The following is a 14,757-nucleotide window of genomic DNA, read 5'->3' as shown; positions in this document are numbered from 1 at the left end:
CCCCGGAACGGGATCAGGCCCGTTCAACCACCTGCAAATGTGATGTTGCAGCCGTTGTTATGCAATATCAGCCGCTCAAATCGCCCTGAAGGTGATCGGCAAACGCATCCAGCACAGCGACATAGACGTCCCGTTTGAACGGCACGATTGCATCGGGCAAATCAGCCGGTGCCATCCAGCGCCAGGCAGAAAATTCCGGATCATCCGTGTCGATATTCACCTGCGCATCCGCACCTTTGAACCGCAGCAGGAACCACTTCTGTTTCTGGCCGCGATACTTGCCCTTCCACAGCTTCGGGATCAGATCATGGGGTAACTCGTAAGGTATCCAATCGGTGGATTCTGCGACCACCTCGACCAGATCGGGCGTGATACCGGTTTCTTCCTCAAGTTCGCGAAGGGCTGCGGCGCGTGCATCTTCGCCCTTATCGATTCCGCCCTGCGGCATTTGCCAAGCATCCTTGTAGCGGTCATTACGCTGGCCGACCCAGACATCCCCTTGGGCATTGACGACCATCACCCCGACATTGCGGCGGTAGGGGAGCTTGGCGATATCTTCGGGTGTCATGTCAGTGCCTTTTCCATCTCGGCGCGGGACAATATCTGCCCGGATCGCTCGACTGTTTCATGGGCGATAACATGGAATCCGCGCGCCGCGAAAGCGCCCGCCGTTGTCCGCCTGACCTCGACCATTTCACCCACCCTATGACGCCGCATTGCACGTGACATCGCGCACCCTATAGATAAGACCAACAATAAATACGTTCGGGAGGACAAAAATGACCGCGTACCCACACCTTCTCGCCCCCCTCGATCTTGGCTTTACCACGCTGAAAAACCGCGTGCTGATGGGATCAATGCACACCGGTCTTGAGGAAACCAAGGACTGGAACCGCGTCGCCGAGTTTTACGCCGAACGCGCGCGGGGCGAAGTGGGGCTGATGGTCACGGGCGGGATCGGGCCGAACCTGGAAGGGTCTGTTCTGCCGGGTGCCGCGATGATGACCACAGACGCGGATGTTGAAAACCATTCCATCGTGACCAAGCGGGTGCACGATGCGGGTGGCAAGATCGCGATGCAGATCCTGCATGCCGGGCGCTATGCCTATGGGCCGATGTGCGTGGCCCCGTCCCCTGTCAAATCGCCCATATCTCCATTTCCCCGGCAGAGCTGGACGAAGACGGTATCGAAAAGCAGATCAGCGATATTGTTGCCACGGCGGGTCGTGCCAAGCAAGCGGGCTATGACGGGGTCGAGATCATGGGGAGCGAGGGCTACTTCCTCAACCAGTTCCTTGTCACTCACACCAACAAACGGACCGACCGCTGGGGCGGGTCTTACGAGAACCGCATGCGTTTGCCGATCGAAGTGGTTCGCCGCACGCGCGAAGAGGTCGGCAGCGATTTCATCATCATCTACCGCCTGTCGATGATCGACCTTGTGCCCAATGGGTCCACCTTTGATGAGGTTGTGCAACTGGCCAAGGAAATCGAAAAAGCGGGCGCGACCATCATCAACACCGGCATCGGCTGGCACGAGGCGCGTATCCCGACCATTGCGACCTCGGTGCCGCGCGCGGCCTTCGCGTGGGTGACGAAAAAGCTGATGGGGCAGGTCAGCATCCCCGTCATCACGTCGAACCGCATCAACACGCCCGAAGTTGGCGAAGACGTGCTGGCCACAGGCTGCGCCGACATGGTGTCGATGGCGCGCCCAATGCTGGCGGATGCGCATTTCGTGAAGAAGGCGATGGATGGCAAAGCCGATCAGATCGCGCCCTGCATCGCGTGCAACCAGGCCTGCCTTGATCACACATTCTCGGGCAAGCTGAGTTCGTGCCTTGTGAACCCGCGCGCGTGTTCAGAGACGGAGCTGGTGATCGAACCCGCAGCGGCGACCAAATCCATTGCCGTCGTGGGCGCGGGCCCTGCGGGTCTGTCCGCCGCGATGACTGCCGCCGAACGCGGGCACAGTGTCACCCTGATCGACCGCGCGGACGAGATCGGTGGCCAGCTCAACATGGCCAAACAGGTGCCCGGCAAGGAAGAGTTCTGGGGCCTCGTCGACTGGTACCGCACGATGATGGATGAACTGGGCATCGATGTGCGCCTGAACACCGAGGCGACTGTCGACTCCTTGCGCGAGTTTGACGAAGTAATCATCGCCACGGGCGTGCTGCCCCGCGACCCCGGCATCCCGGGTCAGGACAGCGCCCACGTGCACTCCTATATTGACGTGCTGAAGAAACGGGCCAACCCCGGCAAACGGGTGGCCGTTGTCGGTGCAGGTGGCATTGGTTTTGATGTGTCCGAGTTTCTGGTGCATGAAGGCGAAAGCCCGACCGAGAACCTGCCGGAATGGATGGTGGAATGGGGCGTGAGCGATCCTGCCGAACATCGCGGCGGCCTCGCCCCAGAAGGTCCCAAGCCCGAGGCACCGGCGCGCGACATCACCCTGCTGCAACGCAAGTCTGAGAAGCATGGCAAACGGCTGGGCAAGACAACGGGTTGGATTCACCGTGCCGCGCTGAACATGAAGAATGTACAGTTCGTTGGCGGCGTGAATTACGAGCGGATCGACGACACCGGCTTGCACGTGTCCTTTGGTGAGGCGCGCGAAAACCCGACTGTGATCGAGGTTGACGACATCGTCATGTGCGCAGGGCAAGTGCCTGACCGCAACCTGGCCGACGCCCTCGGGGAGGCGGGGATTTCACATCACATCATCGGCGGCGCAGATGTGGCCGCAGAACTGGACGCCAAACGGGCCATTGATCAGGGCACACGTCTGGCGGCAACGCTGTAGGCAAACCCTGTGACATACGCAGGCTCAAACCAATCCAAGCCTGCGCATGAGGCCTATTCCACCGTGATGGTAATCACGTCGCTTGTGACTGGTGTGGCATGGGGGACGTGGTTCAAATCGCCCATCACCAACTGCATCGTGTGCTGCCCGGCTGGCAGATCCAGCGTCACTTGCGTCTGCCCGCCGCCAAAGTGGATGTGGTTGTCATCTGCGGGCAGCCCGTATTCCAGCTCTTCGGCGCCCTCCTCTCCCTCACCTAGTGGCGGGCGGTTCAGCAGCAGGTGATGATGGCCTGTGTTTTCCTTTTCCGTGCCTGCCGGTGCAACGCCCATATTCTCCAGACCGAAGATGATCGTCACAGGGGATGTCACCGTATCGCCATCCGCAAGGTTCACAAAATAGACCTTCGCATCCTCGGGCGCGGGCGTGTCTTGCGACAACGCAGCCGTGCCCATTAGCAAAGTCGCGCTTAGAGCGATCACAAATGGTTTCATTGAGTCTTTCCTCCCGTTAATACAGATGAAACGAAACGTAGCGCTTTAGGATCAATTTCATTTCCACATCTGCTCAAAATTCCGTGCGTGACGGCATGGGCGCGATATATCCGCGCCTGTGGCGCTATGCGGTTGCGCTAACGGGCCGCCGGGACTGGGGCGATGATCTGGCGCAAACGACATGCCTGCGTGCGCTCGACAAGGCCGATCAGTTCGAAGTCGGCACGCATCTAGACCGCTGGATGTTCCGGATGTGCCAGCGCGTGTGGCTGAATGAGTTGCGTTCGCGCAAGGTCCGCACCGGTCAGGGCCTCATGCCGGTTGAGGAAATCGACCTTGCTGACAATGCACCGGGAACAGAAGTGAATATTCTGGCGCGCGAGGTGTTATCCCATGTGAATGCCCTTCCCGAGGCACAGCGACAGTCCGTCCTGCTCGTCTACGTGGAGGGGTTCAGCTACAAAGAAGCTGCAGAGATAATGGAGATCCCCGTGGGCACCGTGATGAGCCGACTGGCTGGCGCACGCAAGAAACTGAACGCACTTATGGCCGACCCGGCGGGAGGCCGGGGATGAGTGCTGCGCGTACCTTCAGTGACGAAGATCTGACAGCCTTTCTGGATGGAGAGGCGGATGATGCCCTTGAGGCTGCAATCTCAGCCGCGCTGGAAACCGATGAGGCACTGGCCGAACGGATGGCCGGGCTTGAAGTGCCGATGGCAGCCATCGCCGGTGCTTATGACGAATTGCTGGCCAGCGCGCCGCCCATGCCTGCACTTGCACCCGTCCTGCCTGAACCTGCCAACACCAATGCGCGGCTCAGCTGGGCGTGGGGGCTTGGCACCTTTGGCACCGGGATCGCCGCCGGGCTGGCAGTTGCGCTGTTCACCGGCTTTGGCACACCCGAACCAGCACCGCGCGGCTGGGTCAGCTTCGTCGCCAGCTATCAGACGCTCTACACCACGGCCACGCTCGAAGACGTAAGCCCAAGCGCGCAAGAGGCGGCTGTGCAACTTGCCGCGGTGTCCGAAGGCATCGGTATCGATCTGGCGGCCTTGCCACAGACCGAAGGGCTGACCTTCAAGCGTGCGCAGTTGCTGGGCTTCAACGGCAAGCCGCTGGTGCAGATTTCGTATTTGCGCGACGATGGAACGCCCGTGGCGCTTTGCATCATCCCTGCGGGTCCTGACGCCCAGGGGCTGAACATGGGTGCGGCCGAAGGATTGGACGTGGCGCGCTGGAACACGCCCGGCTACGGCTTCTTGCTGATCGGCGGGCAAGAAGGTGAACCCCTGCAGCGCGAGGCCGAAACCTTTCAGCAATGGTCACAGGATATCGCGACCTGAGGCGCGTTTTGATCGTTTCATCATGCCCCGGGGCGCGATTTCCACCGTTTCCACCTTAAAGACGATTCCACAAATACCCCGATATTATCCCATCCCTGCCCTGTTTGTGCCGTGATTGGCCCCGATACCTCTGCCTTGAAGCAAGAGAGCAGAAAGGGCCGGGCATGGACCGCCTTACCGAGATGGAAGCATTCGCGATGGTCGTGGACCAGGGCGGGTTTACCGACGCCGCCAAGAAGATGGGGATTTCCAAGTCCGCCGTCTCGAAACACGTATCATCGCTTGAGGCCCGTCTAGGTGCGCGTCTGCTGAACCGCACGACACGCCGCGTGTCGCCGACAGAGATCGGATTGGCCTATTACGACCGTGCCCGCCGCGTGCTGAACGATGCAGGTGAAGCGGATCTCGCTGGTCACCTCGATGCAATCCGCCCCCTCGGGTCTGTTGCGCATCTCGGTTGCGACGGATTTCGGGGTCAATCACCTGTCGCCGCGCCTGTCCGAATTCCTTGCCGATTTTCCGGACATCACGGTCAACATGGTCCTCAACAACCGCTATGTGGAACTGATTTCCGAAGGGTTCGACATGGCCGTGCGCATTGGAGAGCTGGAAGACAGCACCCTGCGCGCCCGCAAGCTGACCGAAACCACCAAACGCATGATCGCGAGCCCGAAATATTTTGAACAATACGGCCGCCCCGAAAAGATCGACGATCTGAACGAACACAAGCTGCTTCACTATTCCAACCAGTCCTCGGGCAATATGTGGAAACTGACAGCACCCTCGGGTGAAAAACGTCAGGTCCGCACCGCAGGCTGGCTCAGCGTTAACGACGGACAATCACTGCTGAACGCGGCTGTGTCCGGCCTTGGCATCGCATATCTGCCCAGCTTTCTTTACGCAGATGCGATGGAAAAGGGCCTGATCGAAGACGCCATTCCTGATCTACCACTTGAAACCCAAGGTATTTACGCCGTGTACCCCCCGGGCCGGTTCACCCAGCCCAAGGTGCGCGCATTCATTGATTTTCTGGTTCACGCCTTCGCCGACAAAGGCCCGGCGGACTGGTAAGTTTTTCTCCCCTGACCGATCAGTCGGTTACCTGCCCCGGTGTGCAAACATCGGGGCATTTTTTCGTGTTAGCGCAGTTCAGCGGATTTGGGGCAAGTCGCTTTACAAGTGTCCAAGTGAAAATGCACTTTGGCGGATATATCGAATTTGAGAGGTCGCTATGAAGTTCAATCTGGCTGTGTTTCTGGGCGCTTTCAGTCTGTATGCCTGCGCACCGGAACCAGCACTCGACCTTGGCTATGGTCCCGAACCGACCACGTCGCGCTATACTGACCCAAGCGAGTCCGGTTTGGTGGCCGTGCGTCCCTTTCCGGGACCCGATGATGTCTGCGTGGTTGTTGGCGAAAACGATCTGACCCGCGAATTTTTGGATGACAGCGCCACGTTGATCGGATGCCCTAAACATGAAACAGGCGCCATCGCAGATCGCGCGGCACAAGGCGCGCGTGTGGTGGCCCATGCGCGGCACTGGACCCTGCTGAGCGTACCAATGCGCTGACGGGGCTAGTTGTCCTCGCTGACAATCACCACTTCGACCCGGCGGTTGGCCTCGCGCCCTTCTGCCGTCAGGTTGGTCGCAACAGGAGCGAGATAGCCCATGCCATTCGCCTCGATCCGATCCGCTGGCACACCATAGTCGTTGATCAGCGCGCGGCGCACCGATTGCGCCCGCGCGCGCGAAACCGCGATGTTGGCGTCAAGTCCGCCAACGGTGTCCGTGTGCCCCACCACCGCGATGCGCAATCCGGGACGCGCCCGCAATGTCGCGGCAATGGCCGCCAATTCGGGGCTTTCAGCAGCACTGAGCGTGGTTGTGCCGACTGCAAAATCCAGCGTCTGGAGAACGGCGTGGCCATTCGCGAGTAACTTGGCAGTCAGGTCGGTGGTAGGCTGGGTCGCCGTGGGCGGCTGGTCATCATCCCCCTGCACGGACTGAGGTTCCCCAACTGTCGCCGCCCCAACCTGCACAATCTGCACATATCCGGCACCCGCCGCCGCACTGGCAAGCAGAGTGACGGCAGCCGTGTCATCCGGGGCCACCGCGCTCAGAAAGTGGTAAGCGCGGATATTCACATACATGTTGGGCGCAGGCAGCACGTCGATACCAAATCGAAAGTCAAACCCGCCGCACCGATCCTCGTCACAATCCAGCAAGATTTCGTACCCTGCCGCCTCGATTTGCGCGCGTAACGGGGCGAGGATTTGCAGCGGCGTAAGGCCCGAAGACGCTATGCGGTAGGCACGTTGGATCACTGGTCCTTCGAAGATGCGGGCGGGTACTGCGCCATCCGTGAAGGACGCCGTCGGCACAGCCTGCTGGGCCAGCGTTTGGTCACGCGACGCCGTCTCGCTTGCATTGACGGGCAGCGTCAGTTCCAGCGCCTGCACGGGCCAGGCAATGCTGCACAACAATACCAGCAGACAGCGCCCGGCGCGCGACATGCCTAGCGGGCCTGCGCGTGGTATTCCGGGTTCGGCTGCATGGCCGTCGCGCTTGCGACCCGGTTGGACATGTTAAAAAAGGCCGCGACGTTGATCAGATCCCAGATGTCACGCTCGCTCAGACCGTGTTCACGCAATTCCGCGCGATCGCTCTCTTCGATCCGAGCCGAGGTGAGGGTCACCATTTCCGCGAATTCCAACATCGCGCGCTGGCGCGGCGTGACCTGCGCCACGCGCCAGTTCATCACCAATGCTTCACCCAAAGCCGGATCGCCTGACAATTGACGCACTGCGGCACCATGCGCCGTCAGACAGTAAAAGCAGCGATTGGTGGCGCTGACGACAACAGCCACCATTTCCCGCTCCAACTTGCTGAGCCCGCTATCGGCCAGCATCAGGTCATTATAAAGCGTCGTGAACGCATTCAACTTGTCGATGTCGAACGCGTGCGCTTTCAGCACGTTGGGCACCATGCCCAGTTTGTCCTGACAGATATCGAAATACTTCTGGGTCTGCTCCGGCAATGGGTCGACCATCGGCAGATCAAGGGCTGTGGGCGTGTCAGTCATTTGGTCTGTGTCCCTTTCGTCGGGCTGATGCGGTAATGATAGCCGCCAAGGGCGGCAAAGCCCAACTGTTGATAAAGCGCGTTGGCGGCTCCGTTGGCCGCTGTTGTCAGCACAGCCAGCGTATGCGCGCCGTTATCCTGCGCCCAAAAGGCTGCGCACCGCATGATCCACTGTGCCACACCCTGACGGCGCTGGTGTTCCAGCACTTCGACGGCATGCACCATCGCCACACCGTCATGGATCGCGACAAAGGCGACACCGGCGGGTTTCTCATTCCACCGCGCCAGAATGGCCGTTTTCTGTTCGGCGCGTGCCATCACAGCCAGACGTTCAGGACCGATCCCGCCTTTGGCCCAAATATCTTCCATGATCGCCAACGGTTCCCAGATGGCAAAGGCAGTGACGGGCGGGATGGGCACATCAGTCAGCATGGACACGGGCGTGGCGTAGCCATTTGTCGGATCAACAATCTGGTAGCCGCGCGCTTCGAGAGCCGCATCAAGCGCGTCCTCACCTTGGCGCACCATGAACAACGGCGTCTGACCAATTGCCTGCATTGCGGCCTCGGCAACCTCAACATCACCAATCTGTTCACCATCACAGGTCGCCGCGCTCACGCGTTTGCCACCCCCCTGTCCGTCCCGGATCGTCCAATGGTCCACACGGGTTTTGACAGCGGCAGGCCACGTCCCGTCAATCGCACGGTAAAGGGCCTGCGCGTCGATCATCCCGGAAACCGGGTTTCAAGAGCGGCAAGAGCCGTATCGACCATCGCGACGTCCGTGCCCCGGATCACGATGTTGGCCCCGAACTTGCCGTCCTTCTGATACGGGTAAGACCCAATGCTAAGGTCGGGATACGTGTTGGCCAACTCGCCGAGTGGACCTGCGATATCACCCTCACCACGCTCAATGCGCAAGGTCTTGGATACCAAAGGCGCGCCACCCGTGAGGGTCGGCAGGATCGACGCAACCATCGCCTGAAAGACTGACGGCACGCCCGCCATGACGTGAACGTTTTTTATACTGAACCCTGGCGCAACCGACACCGGGTTGTCGATCAGGGTTGCGCCGTCAGGGATACGTGCCATGCGCAGGCGGGCGGCGTTCAGGTCCGACCCGGTCTTGGCATAGTGCGCCGCCAACAGGGCGCGCGCGTCTTCACGAATGTCGATGGGCGTGTCAAAGGCCGCAGCGATACAATCCGCTGTAATGTCATCATGGGTCGGGCCGATACCACCCGAGGTGAACACCGTATCATGCGCCGCAGACAGCGACTGCACCGCCGCAACAATCGCGTCACGGTCATCGCTGACGACGCGGACTTCCTTCAGATCGATGCCTGCGTCCGTCAACTGTCCGGCAAGAAAGTGCATGTTGGCGTCGCGCGTGCGCCCCGACAGGATTTCGTCGCCGATCACCAGCATGGCAGCGGTGGGATTGGGCATGAGGGCGCCTCCTTGAGCATGAACCTGTCACGGTATAGGGCTGCGTCCATGCGCTTTCAAACCGAACTTGTCCCCGCCACACTGATCCGGCGCTACAAACGCTTTCTGGCCGACTGCAGGCTGGAAGACGGGCGCGAAATTGTCGCTCACTGCGCCAATCCAGGCTCGATGATGGGTTTGGCCGAACCGGGTATGCGCATTTGGCTCGAACCCAATGACGATCCGAAGAAAAAGCTGAAATTCGGATGGCGGCTGGTCGAACATGCCAATGGTCATTTCACGGGCGTCGATACATCCGTGCCAAACCGCGCCTTGCGCGCGGCATTTGAGGCGCGCGCGGTTCCCGGGCTTGAGGCCTACACAACGGTGTGCCCAGAACAGAAATACGGCGAAAACAGCCGGATTGATTTCCTGTTGCAGGGCACAGACCTGCCCGACGCTTATGTTGAGGTGAAATCGGTCACCCTGTGCCGCACGCCCGACCTTGCCGAATTCCCGGACTCGGTCACGGCGCGCGGAGCCAAACATCTGGATGCGCTGGCGGACATGGTGCGCGCCGGGCACCGCGCCATCATGCTTTACCTTGTGCAACGCACGGACTGTACGCGCTTTGCCCTGGCAAGTAACATCGACCCGGCATACGCGGCGTGCTATGCTAGCGCGGCCGCAGCGGGGGTGGAAACGATATGCCTCGGCACTTACATCACGCCTGAACGCATCATCGTCGCCGACCCTTTGGAGATCCAAATCTGACAATTGCTGGCCCTCGTCGCCGCAGTGCAGTATGAAAAGGATCAAGTGAGAGCCAATGGAGCACACAGTGAATCACGCAAGCCGCGCCCGTCTGACCAAGGACGGCATTCGCATTTACGACAACGCCGACTTTGCCGGTATGCGGGCGGCTGGACAGCTTGCAGCCGAGGTTCTGGATGCCATGGTCGAGCTGGTTTATCCCGGTCAGACCACCGGCGAGATCGACCGCGTGATCACCGAAATGGTCGACGCGGCGGGCGCGAAATCGGCCACCATCGGCTATAAGGGATACAAGCACGCCAGCTGCATCAGCGTGAACCACGTCGTCTGCCACGGCATTCCAGGCGACAAGGTGCTGAAAGACGGCGACATCCTCAACATTGACGTCACCGTAATCGTGGATGGCTGGTTCGGCGACACGAGCCGCATGTATGTGGCGGGCAAGCTGCCCCGCAAGGCAGAGCGGCTCATTCAAGTGACCCATGACGCCCTGATGCTGGGGATCGAGGCGGTCAAACCCGGCAACACCTTTGGCGACATTGGCCACACCATCCAGACCTATGTGGAAAGCCACCGCATGTCCGTGGTGCGTGATTTCTGCGGGCATGGGCTGGGCCGTGTGTTTCACGCCCCGCCAAACGTGCTGCACTATGGCCGGCCCGGCACCGGGGCGATACTGGAGCCCGGCATGATCTTTACCATCGAACCGATGGTGAACCTCGGGCGTCCTGAGACCAAGACGCTGGCGGATGACTGGACGGCAGTCACCCGTGACAAATCGCTCTCGGCGCAGTTCGAACACTCGGTCGGTGTCACGCAGGATGGGGTCGAGATTTTCACCCCTCGCCTGCAGGCAAGTTCCACCCAACCTTCGGCTGACGGGCCGACGGGCGCAGGACACCTGCGCCTTACAGCGACAAGTAAGGCGGATCTTGATCCGCCACACCCTCAACTGCCGCGCGTGCGGTGCGGGCCAGCCACGGCAGCCAGAGCCAGAATGATCCCCGACACAGTCGCGATCATGCCTGCCGCACTGACCGATGCGGATGCCCCAATCCACAGCGGCCCGTAGCCTGCCAGAACGTATCCCAGAATGGCGGCCAGTGCAGCAAACCCTGCCGACCATGCCACCTGATGCCCCAATCGGTTTGTCATCATCCGCGCCGCTGCCGGGGGGCAGATGAACATCGCAATCACGATGATTGATCCCACCGCATCAAAGGCCGCCACCGCCGCGATGGCCGACACGATGACCAGCGCCAACCCCAGCGGGTTGGTGCGCACGCCAAGACCACGGGCGAACCCTTCGTCAAAGGTGGACAGTGCAAGGGGTCGCCAGAACAAAAAGACGAACGCGGCGACCACCAGCAGGGCCAGCACCATGCGCGGCAGCTCGACCGGCAGGCCCGCAAGTGCGGCAGGGTCAAGCAGAGACGCCCAGCCACTTGCGTCCAGCCATATCAGGCTTTCCAGATTGCCATAAAGCGCGTGTTCCACGTCCAGATGTACGCTGGACGTGTCGGAGCGTTCCAAAAGCAGGACGCCGCCCGCGAACATCGCCGTGAATACGACGCCCATCGCCGCCCCGGATTCGATCCGACCCATCCGGCGGATCGCCTCGATCGCGATCACGGCGATGATCGCTGCGCTGGCGGCCCCCAGCAGCATCGGGCCGGTCGCGACCATGCCCGTCACCAGAAACGCGACAACGATGCCCGGCAGGACCACGTGGCTGATCGCATCCCCGATCAACGCCTGACGGCGCAGCAGCAGAAAGTTCCCCGGCAAAGCGCAAGCCACGGCCACGCAGATACCGATCAGCATCGGGGTCAGCGACAGGGCAACGAACTCGGCCCCCATCACGTCACCGCCTTTGGGGCGGCAATTCGCTGGTCCACATCGCGAAGCTGATCCGGGGTCAGCACGTCCTCGATCGGGGTCAGGCCGTCATAGCGTGTGGCAGCAGCGGCAAAGCTGTTGTCGGCCCGCACCAGCGACCAGCGCGTTTCATCCAGCAGAGCCTTGGACGCCGCCGCCTGCCCTTCAGGCGTGGCAACCCCGTCCGGCAGGATCAGGCCATCGCGGTGCATCAGACGCCGGGTGAGCGCTTCGAAAATCGGTTGGCCCTGGGCCAGCGCAAGCAAACCCTGACGCATGTGCACGCGCCGTTGATAGCGGCGATGCATCAGGACAGTCGCCAGCACACCGCGCCCCGGCGAAAACAGCAAAGACATCAGAAACAGCGAAAAACCGACAAGCACCACAATCGGCCCAGTCGGCAGGGCCGGTGCAATGGCCGAGGTCGCCGCCCCGACATAGCCCGACACGCCGCCCACCACGCCAGCGATGATCACGACATTGCCCGCCCGGTCCGTCCAGAACCGTGCGGTGACGGCTGGCACGATCAGCAGTGCGACAATCAGGATCAGCCCGACAACCTTGAGGCCCACGACAGTCACGACCAAAACGATGCCCATCATCGCCAGATCAATGCGCCCAAGCGACCACCCCGTCGCCTCGGCATATCCCGGATCAAAGGCGGCCAGTTCCAGCGGGCGGCGCAGCGTAAGCACCAGCACAAGCACGGCGGCGGCGGAGACGGCCAGCAGGATGGCATCGCCGCGCAACATGCCCGCAGTCGAGCCCAGCAAGAACCCTTCGAGCCCCGCCTGCTGCGCTGCGGTCATGGTCTGGATCACGGTCAGGATGACGATGCCGAGGCCAAAGAAGACAGACAGGATCGCACCGATGGCCGCATCTTCGCCCAGCCGCGTGCGGGTGGTCAGCCATTGGACACAGAGCAGCCCAATCGCCGCCGATACCCCTGCCCCCAGCAGCAGACCGGGCAGCCAGCGCCCATCACCGCCCATCGCCACCATAAGGACAAAGGCGAGGCCAACACCGGGCAAGGTCGCATGGCTGATCGCGTCACTGACCAGTGCCCGTTTGCGCAAGAAAAGGAAGGTGCCAGCGACGCCTGCCGCAATGCCCAGCAAGGCCGCGCCCAGCGTCACCAATGTCGCGTTATAGCCAAGCTGCAGGAACAGCGCGTCGGCAAGCATGACCTAGCCTGCGATGCTTTCTGGATCGACGCGTGCGGTTGTCAGGCGACCCCCATAGGCGGCTTGCAGATTGTCTTCGGTGAATGTCGTTTCGACCGGGCCTGCTGCGATCACCTGAGTGTTCAGCAGCACCACGTCGTCGAAATAGTCCGGCACAGTGGCCAGATCGTGGTGCACCGCCAGAACGGTGCGCCCGGTATCGCGCAACTCTTTCAGCACGGCGATGATCGCTTTTTCAGTGGCCGCATCCACCCCTGCAAAGGGTTCGTCCAGCACATAGACATCGGCATGTTGCGCAAGGGCACGTGCAAGGAACACGCGCTGCTGCTGCCCACCGGACAGCTGGCCGATCTGGCGGGTGGCAAAGTCGGTCATACCGACACGCACCAGCGCCTCCATGGCCTGCGCGCGATGTTTGGCCCGCACGCGACCCAGCAGTCCCAGCTGGCGGTACATTCCCATCAGCACGACGTCGATAACGCGGGTTGGGAAATCCCAATCCACGCTGGCGCGCTGCGGCACATAGGCGATGCGGTCGCGCATCCGCTCCAGCGGTTGACCGAAAACGGTGACTGTCCCGGCAAGCGGCTTGATCACCTGCAACGCCGCCTTGAGCAGCGTCGATTTGCCCGCGCCATTGGGCCCGACAATGGCCGTCATGGCCCCCGCACGCACTGTCATGTCCACCGAAAAGATCGCAGGCGTCTGGCCGTAGGACACGGTCATACCGCGCACGGCAAGGGGGCTTGCGACCCGCGTGGCTTCGGCCTTGGCTTTGGTCTGGTCTGTGACGAGTTGAATGGTCATGCGGCACCTTTCAGACGGCCCAGCCGCCCGGTTGCGGGAACATCAGCGCCAAGCGCGCGGGCGATGGTGGTAACATTGTGATCAATCATGCCCAGCCACGTGCCCTCGTAAGTGCCTTCCGGCCCCATCGCGTCCGAGAACAGCGAACCGCCTATGCTGACGGTGTGGCCTTGCGCAGCCGCCCCTTCGATCAGCGCACGAATGTTGCGATCAGAGACCGAGGTTTCCACGAAGACCGCGGGCAACTGGCGCTTGACCAGCGTGTCTACCAGCGTGCTGATGCGGTTCAGCCCCGCCTCGCTTTCGGTGGAGATGCCCTGAATGCCCAGAACCTCGAAATCATAAGCGGCACCGAAATACCCGAAGGCATCATGGGCGGTCAGCAAAATACGTGCCTCTGGACGCACTTGGGCCAGCACCTCGCGGCTGTAGATCGACAGCGCCTCGGCCTCGGCGACAAAGGCGCTTGCATTGGCCTCGAACATCTCTTTGCCCTTTGGCCGCAGGGTGGTGAGCGCACGGACGACCGCAGGGGCACATTGCACCCAGACGTCCGGATCCATCCAGACATGGGGATCAAAGCGATCCTCGTAATCCTCGCTTGCGATCAGCAGATCAGTATCAAGTGTTTCAGCAACCGCATGCACCGGGCGCTTGCGGGCGAGGTCGAGTAGAAACTCTTCCATCTGCGCCTCAAGGTACAGCCCGTGCCAGAAGACTGTATCCGAGCGGGTCATGTCGACAATGTCGCTGCGGGTCTGCCGATAGGCGTGTGGATCAACGCCCGGCCCCATCAGCGCGCGCACATCAACGCCTGAGCCACCGATACGACGCACCAGATCGGCGATCATGCCCGTGCTCGCCACCACGTTCAGCTTTGAGGCTGCAAAAGACGGTGAGGCCGCCATTGCGGCGATCCCGGCCAGAACTGAACGACGTGAAACGGACATGCGACCCTCG

14 protein-coding genes and 3 pseudogenes are annotated in these 14,757 nt (G+C 61.3%); 7 read left to right on the top strand and 10 right to left on the bottom strand.

Annotated elements, in window-relative coordinates:
* Positions 1 to 67: 67 nt before the first annotated feature.
* On the bottom strand, positions 68 to 568 hold the full coding sequence (locus tag ACERZ8_RS07510; protein WP_407591631.1) for an RNA pyrophosphohydrolase: 501 nt from the start codon (positions 566 to 568) through the stop codon (positions 68 to 70).
* Between the two features lie 211 nt (positions 569 to 779).
* Between ACERZ8_RS07510 and ACERZ8_RS07505 the strand changes: the two are divergent.
* Positions 780 to 2,806: pseudogene (locus ACERZ8_RS07505) on the top strand (FAD-dependent oxidoreductase).
* Positions 2,807 to 2,859: 53 nt separating this feature from the next.
* On the opposite strand, the gene ACERZ8_RS07500 reads toward ACERZ8_RS07505, so the two are convergent.
* Positions 2,860 to 3,300 carry a DUF4399 domain-containing protein gene (locus tag ACERZ8_RS07500; RefSeq protein ID WP_407591630.1) on the bottom strand — a complete coding sequence of 147 codons (441 nt, stop codon included), beginning with the start codon at positions 3,298 to 3,300 and terminating at the stop codon, positions 2,860 to 2,862.
* A gap of 95 nt (positions 3,301 to 3,395) precedes the next feature.
* On the opposite strand from ACERZ8_RS07500, the gene ACERZ8_RS07495 reads away from it, so the two are divergent.
* From ACERZ8_RS07495 to ACERZ8_RS07480, 4 genes and pseudogenes are all read left to right on the top strand, one after another.
* Positions 3,396 to 3,875, top strand: a complete 480-nt coding sequence (locus ACERZ8_RS07495) for an RNA polymerase sigma factor (protein ID WP_407591629.1) — start codon at positions 3,396 to 3,398, stop codon at positions 3,873 to 3,875.
* Positions 3,872 to 4,645, top strand: a complete 774-nt coding sequence (locus ACERZ8_RS07490; RefSeq protein WP_407591627.1) for an anti-sigma factor family protein — start codon at positions 3,872 to 3,874, stop codon at positions 4,643 to 4,645. The genes ACERZ8_RS07495 and ACERZ8_RS07490 overlap by 4 nt, the downstream gene beginning before the upstream one ends.
* Positions 4,646 to 4,809: 164 nt before the next feature.
* Positions 4,810 to 5,716 (top strand): annotated as a pseudogene (locus ACERZ8_RS07485) (LysR family transcriptional regulator).
* 160 nt (positions 5,717 to 5,876) lie between these two features.
* The gene (locus ACERZ8_RS07480) at positions 5,877 to 6,215 is read left to right on the top strand and encodes a hypothetical protein (protein ID WP_407591625.1); all 339 of its coding nucleotides are present in this window, start codon (positions 5,877 to 5,879) and stop codon (positions 6,213 to 6,215) included.
* Positions 6,216 to 6,220: 5 nt separating this feature from the next.
* Here ACERZ8_RS07480 and ACERZ8_RS07475 read toward each other — a convergent pair whose 3' ends face one another.
* Genes ACERZ8_RS07475 through ACERZ8_RS07460 form a run of 4 tightly spaced genes read right to left on the bottom strand, consistent with a single transcriptional unit; the run spans position 6,221 to position 9,175 of the window.
* Entirely contained in the window at positions 6,221 to 7,159 is a 939-nt protein-coding gene (locus ACERZ8_RS07475; RefSeq protein ID WP_407591623.1) for an OmpA family protein, read from the bottom strand.
* A gap of 2 nt (positions 7,160 to 7,161) precedes the next feature.
* A complete protein-coding gene (locus ACERZ8_RS07470) occupies positions 7,162 to 7,728 on the bottom strand; it encodes a peroxidase-related enzyme (RefSeq protein WP_407591621.1) in 567 nt (188 codons plus the stop codon).
* A complete protein-coding gene (locus tag ACERZ8_RS07465) occupies positions 7,725 to 8,456 on the bottom strand; it encodes a GNAT family N-acetyltransferase (RefSeq protein WP_407591619.1) in 732 nt (243 codons plus the stop codon). Before ACERZ8_RS07465 ends, ACERZ8_RS07470 begins: the two co-directional genes overlap by 4 nt.
* On the bottom strand, positions 8,453 to 9,175 hold the full coding sequence (locus tag ACERZ8_RS07460; protein WP_407591617.1) for a competence/damage-inducible protein A: 723 nt from the start codon (positions 9,173 to 9,175) through the stop codon (positions 8,453 to 8,455). Before ACERZ8_RS07460 ends, ACERZ8_RS07465 begins: the two co-directional genes overlap by 4 nt.
* 48 nt (positions 9,176 to 9,223) lie before the next feature.
* On the opposite strand from ACERZ8_RS07460, the gene sfsA reads away from it, so the two are divergent.
* Complete coding sequence (gene sfsA / locus ACERZ8_RS07455; RefSeq protein WP_407591615.1) at positions 9,224 to 9,928, top strand: DNA/RNA nuclease SfsA; 705 nt, start codon at positions 9,224 to 9,226, stop codon at positions 9,926 to 9,928.
* Positions 9,929 to 9,983: 55 nt separating this feature from the next.
* A pseudogene (map, locus tag ACERZ8_RS07450) lies at positions 9,984 to 10,807 on the top strand (type I methionyl aminopeptidase).
* Positions 10,808 to 10,876: 69 nt separating this feature from the next.
* Here the strand turns inward: map and ACERZ8_RS07445 are convergent.
* The 4 genes from ACERZ8_RS07445 to ACERZ8_RS07430 are packed head-to-tail and all read right to left on the bottom strand — an operon-like array spanning position 10,877 to position 14,747.
* Positions 10,877 to 11,791, bottom strand: a complete 915-nt coding sequence (locus tag ACERZ8_RS07445) for a metal ABC transporter permease (protein WP_407591613.1) — start codon at positions 11,789 to 11,791, stop codon at positions 10,877 to 10,879.
* Positions 11,788 to 12,990, bottom strand: coding sequence for a metal ABC transporter permease (locus ACERZ8_RS07440; protein WP_407591610.1), 1,203 nt, complete (start codon positions 12,988 to 12,990; stop codon positions 11,788 to 11,790). The genes ACERZ8_RS07445 and ACERZ8_RS07440 overlap by 4 nt, the downstream gene beginning before the upstream one ends.
* Positions 12,991 to 12,993: 3 nt before the next feature.
* Positions 12,994 to 13,797 (bottom strand): metal ABC transporter ATP-binding protein, encoded by an 804-nt coding sequence (locus ACERZ8_RS07435; RefSeq protein WP_407591608.1) that lies wholly within the window; start codon positions 13,795 to 13,797, stop codon positions 12,994 to 12,996.
* Complete coding sequence (locus ACERZ8_RS07430; RefSeq protein WP_407591606.1) at positions 13,794 to 14,747, bottom strand: metal ABC transporter solute-binding protein, Zn/Mn family; 954 nt, start codon at positions 14,745 to 14,747, stop codon at positions 13,794 to 13,796. Before ACERZ8_RS07430 ends, ACERZ8_RS07435 begins: the two co-directional genes overlap by 4 nt.
* Positions 14,748 to 14,757 lie beyond the last annotated feature (10 nt).

Source organism: Tateyamaria armeniaca, from assembly GCF_045797845.1.
GTDB lineage: Bacteria > Pseudomonadota > Alphaproteobacteria > Rhodobacterales > Rhodobacteraceae > Tateyamaria > Tateyamaria armeniaca.
The sequence above is the reverse complement of the archived record's forward strand: the minus strand, read 5'-3'. Positions and strand labels throughout refer to the sequence as shown.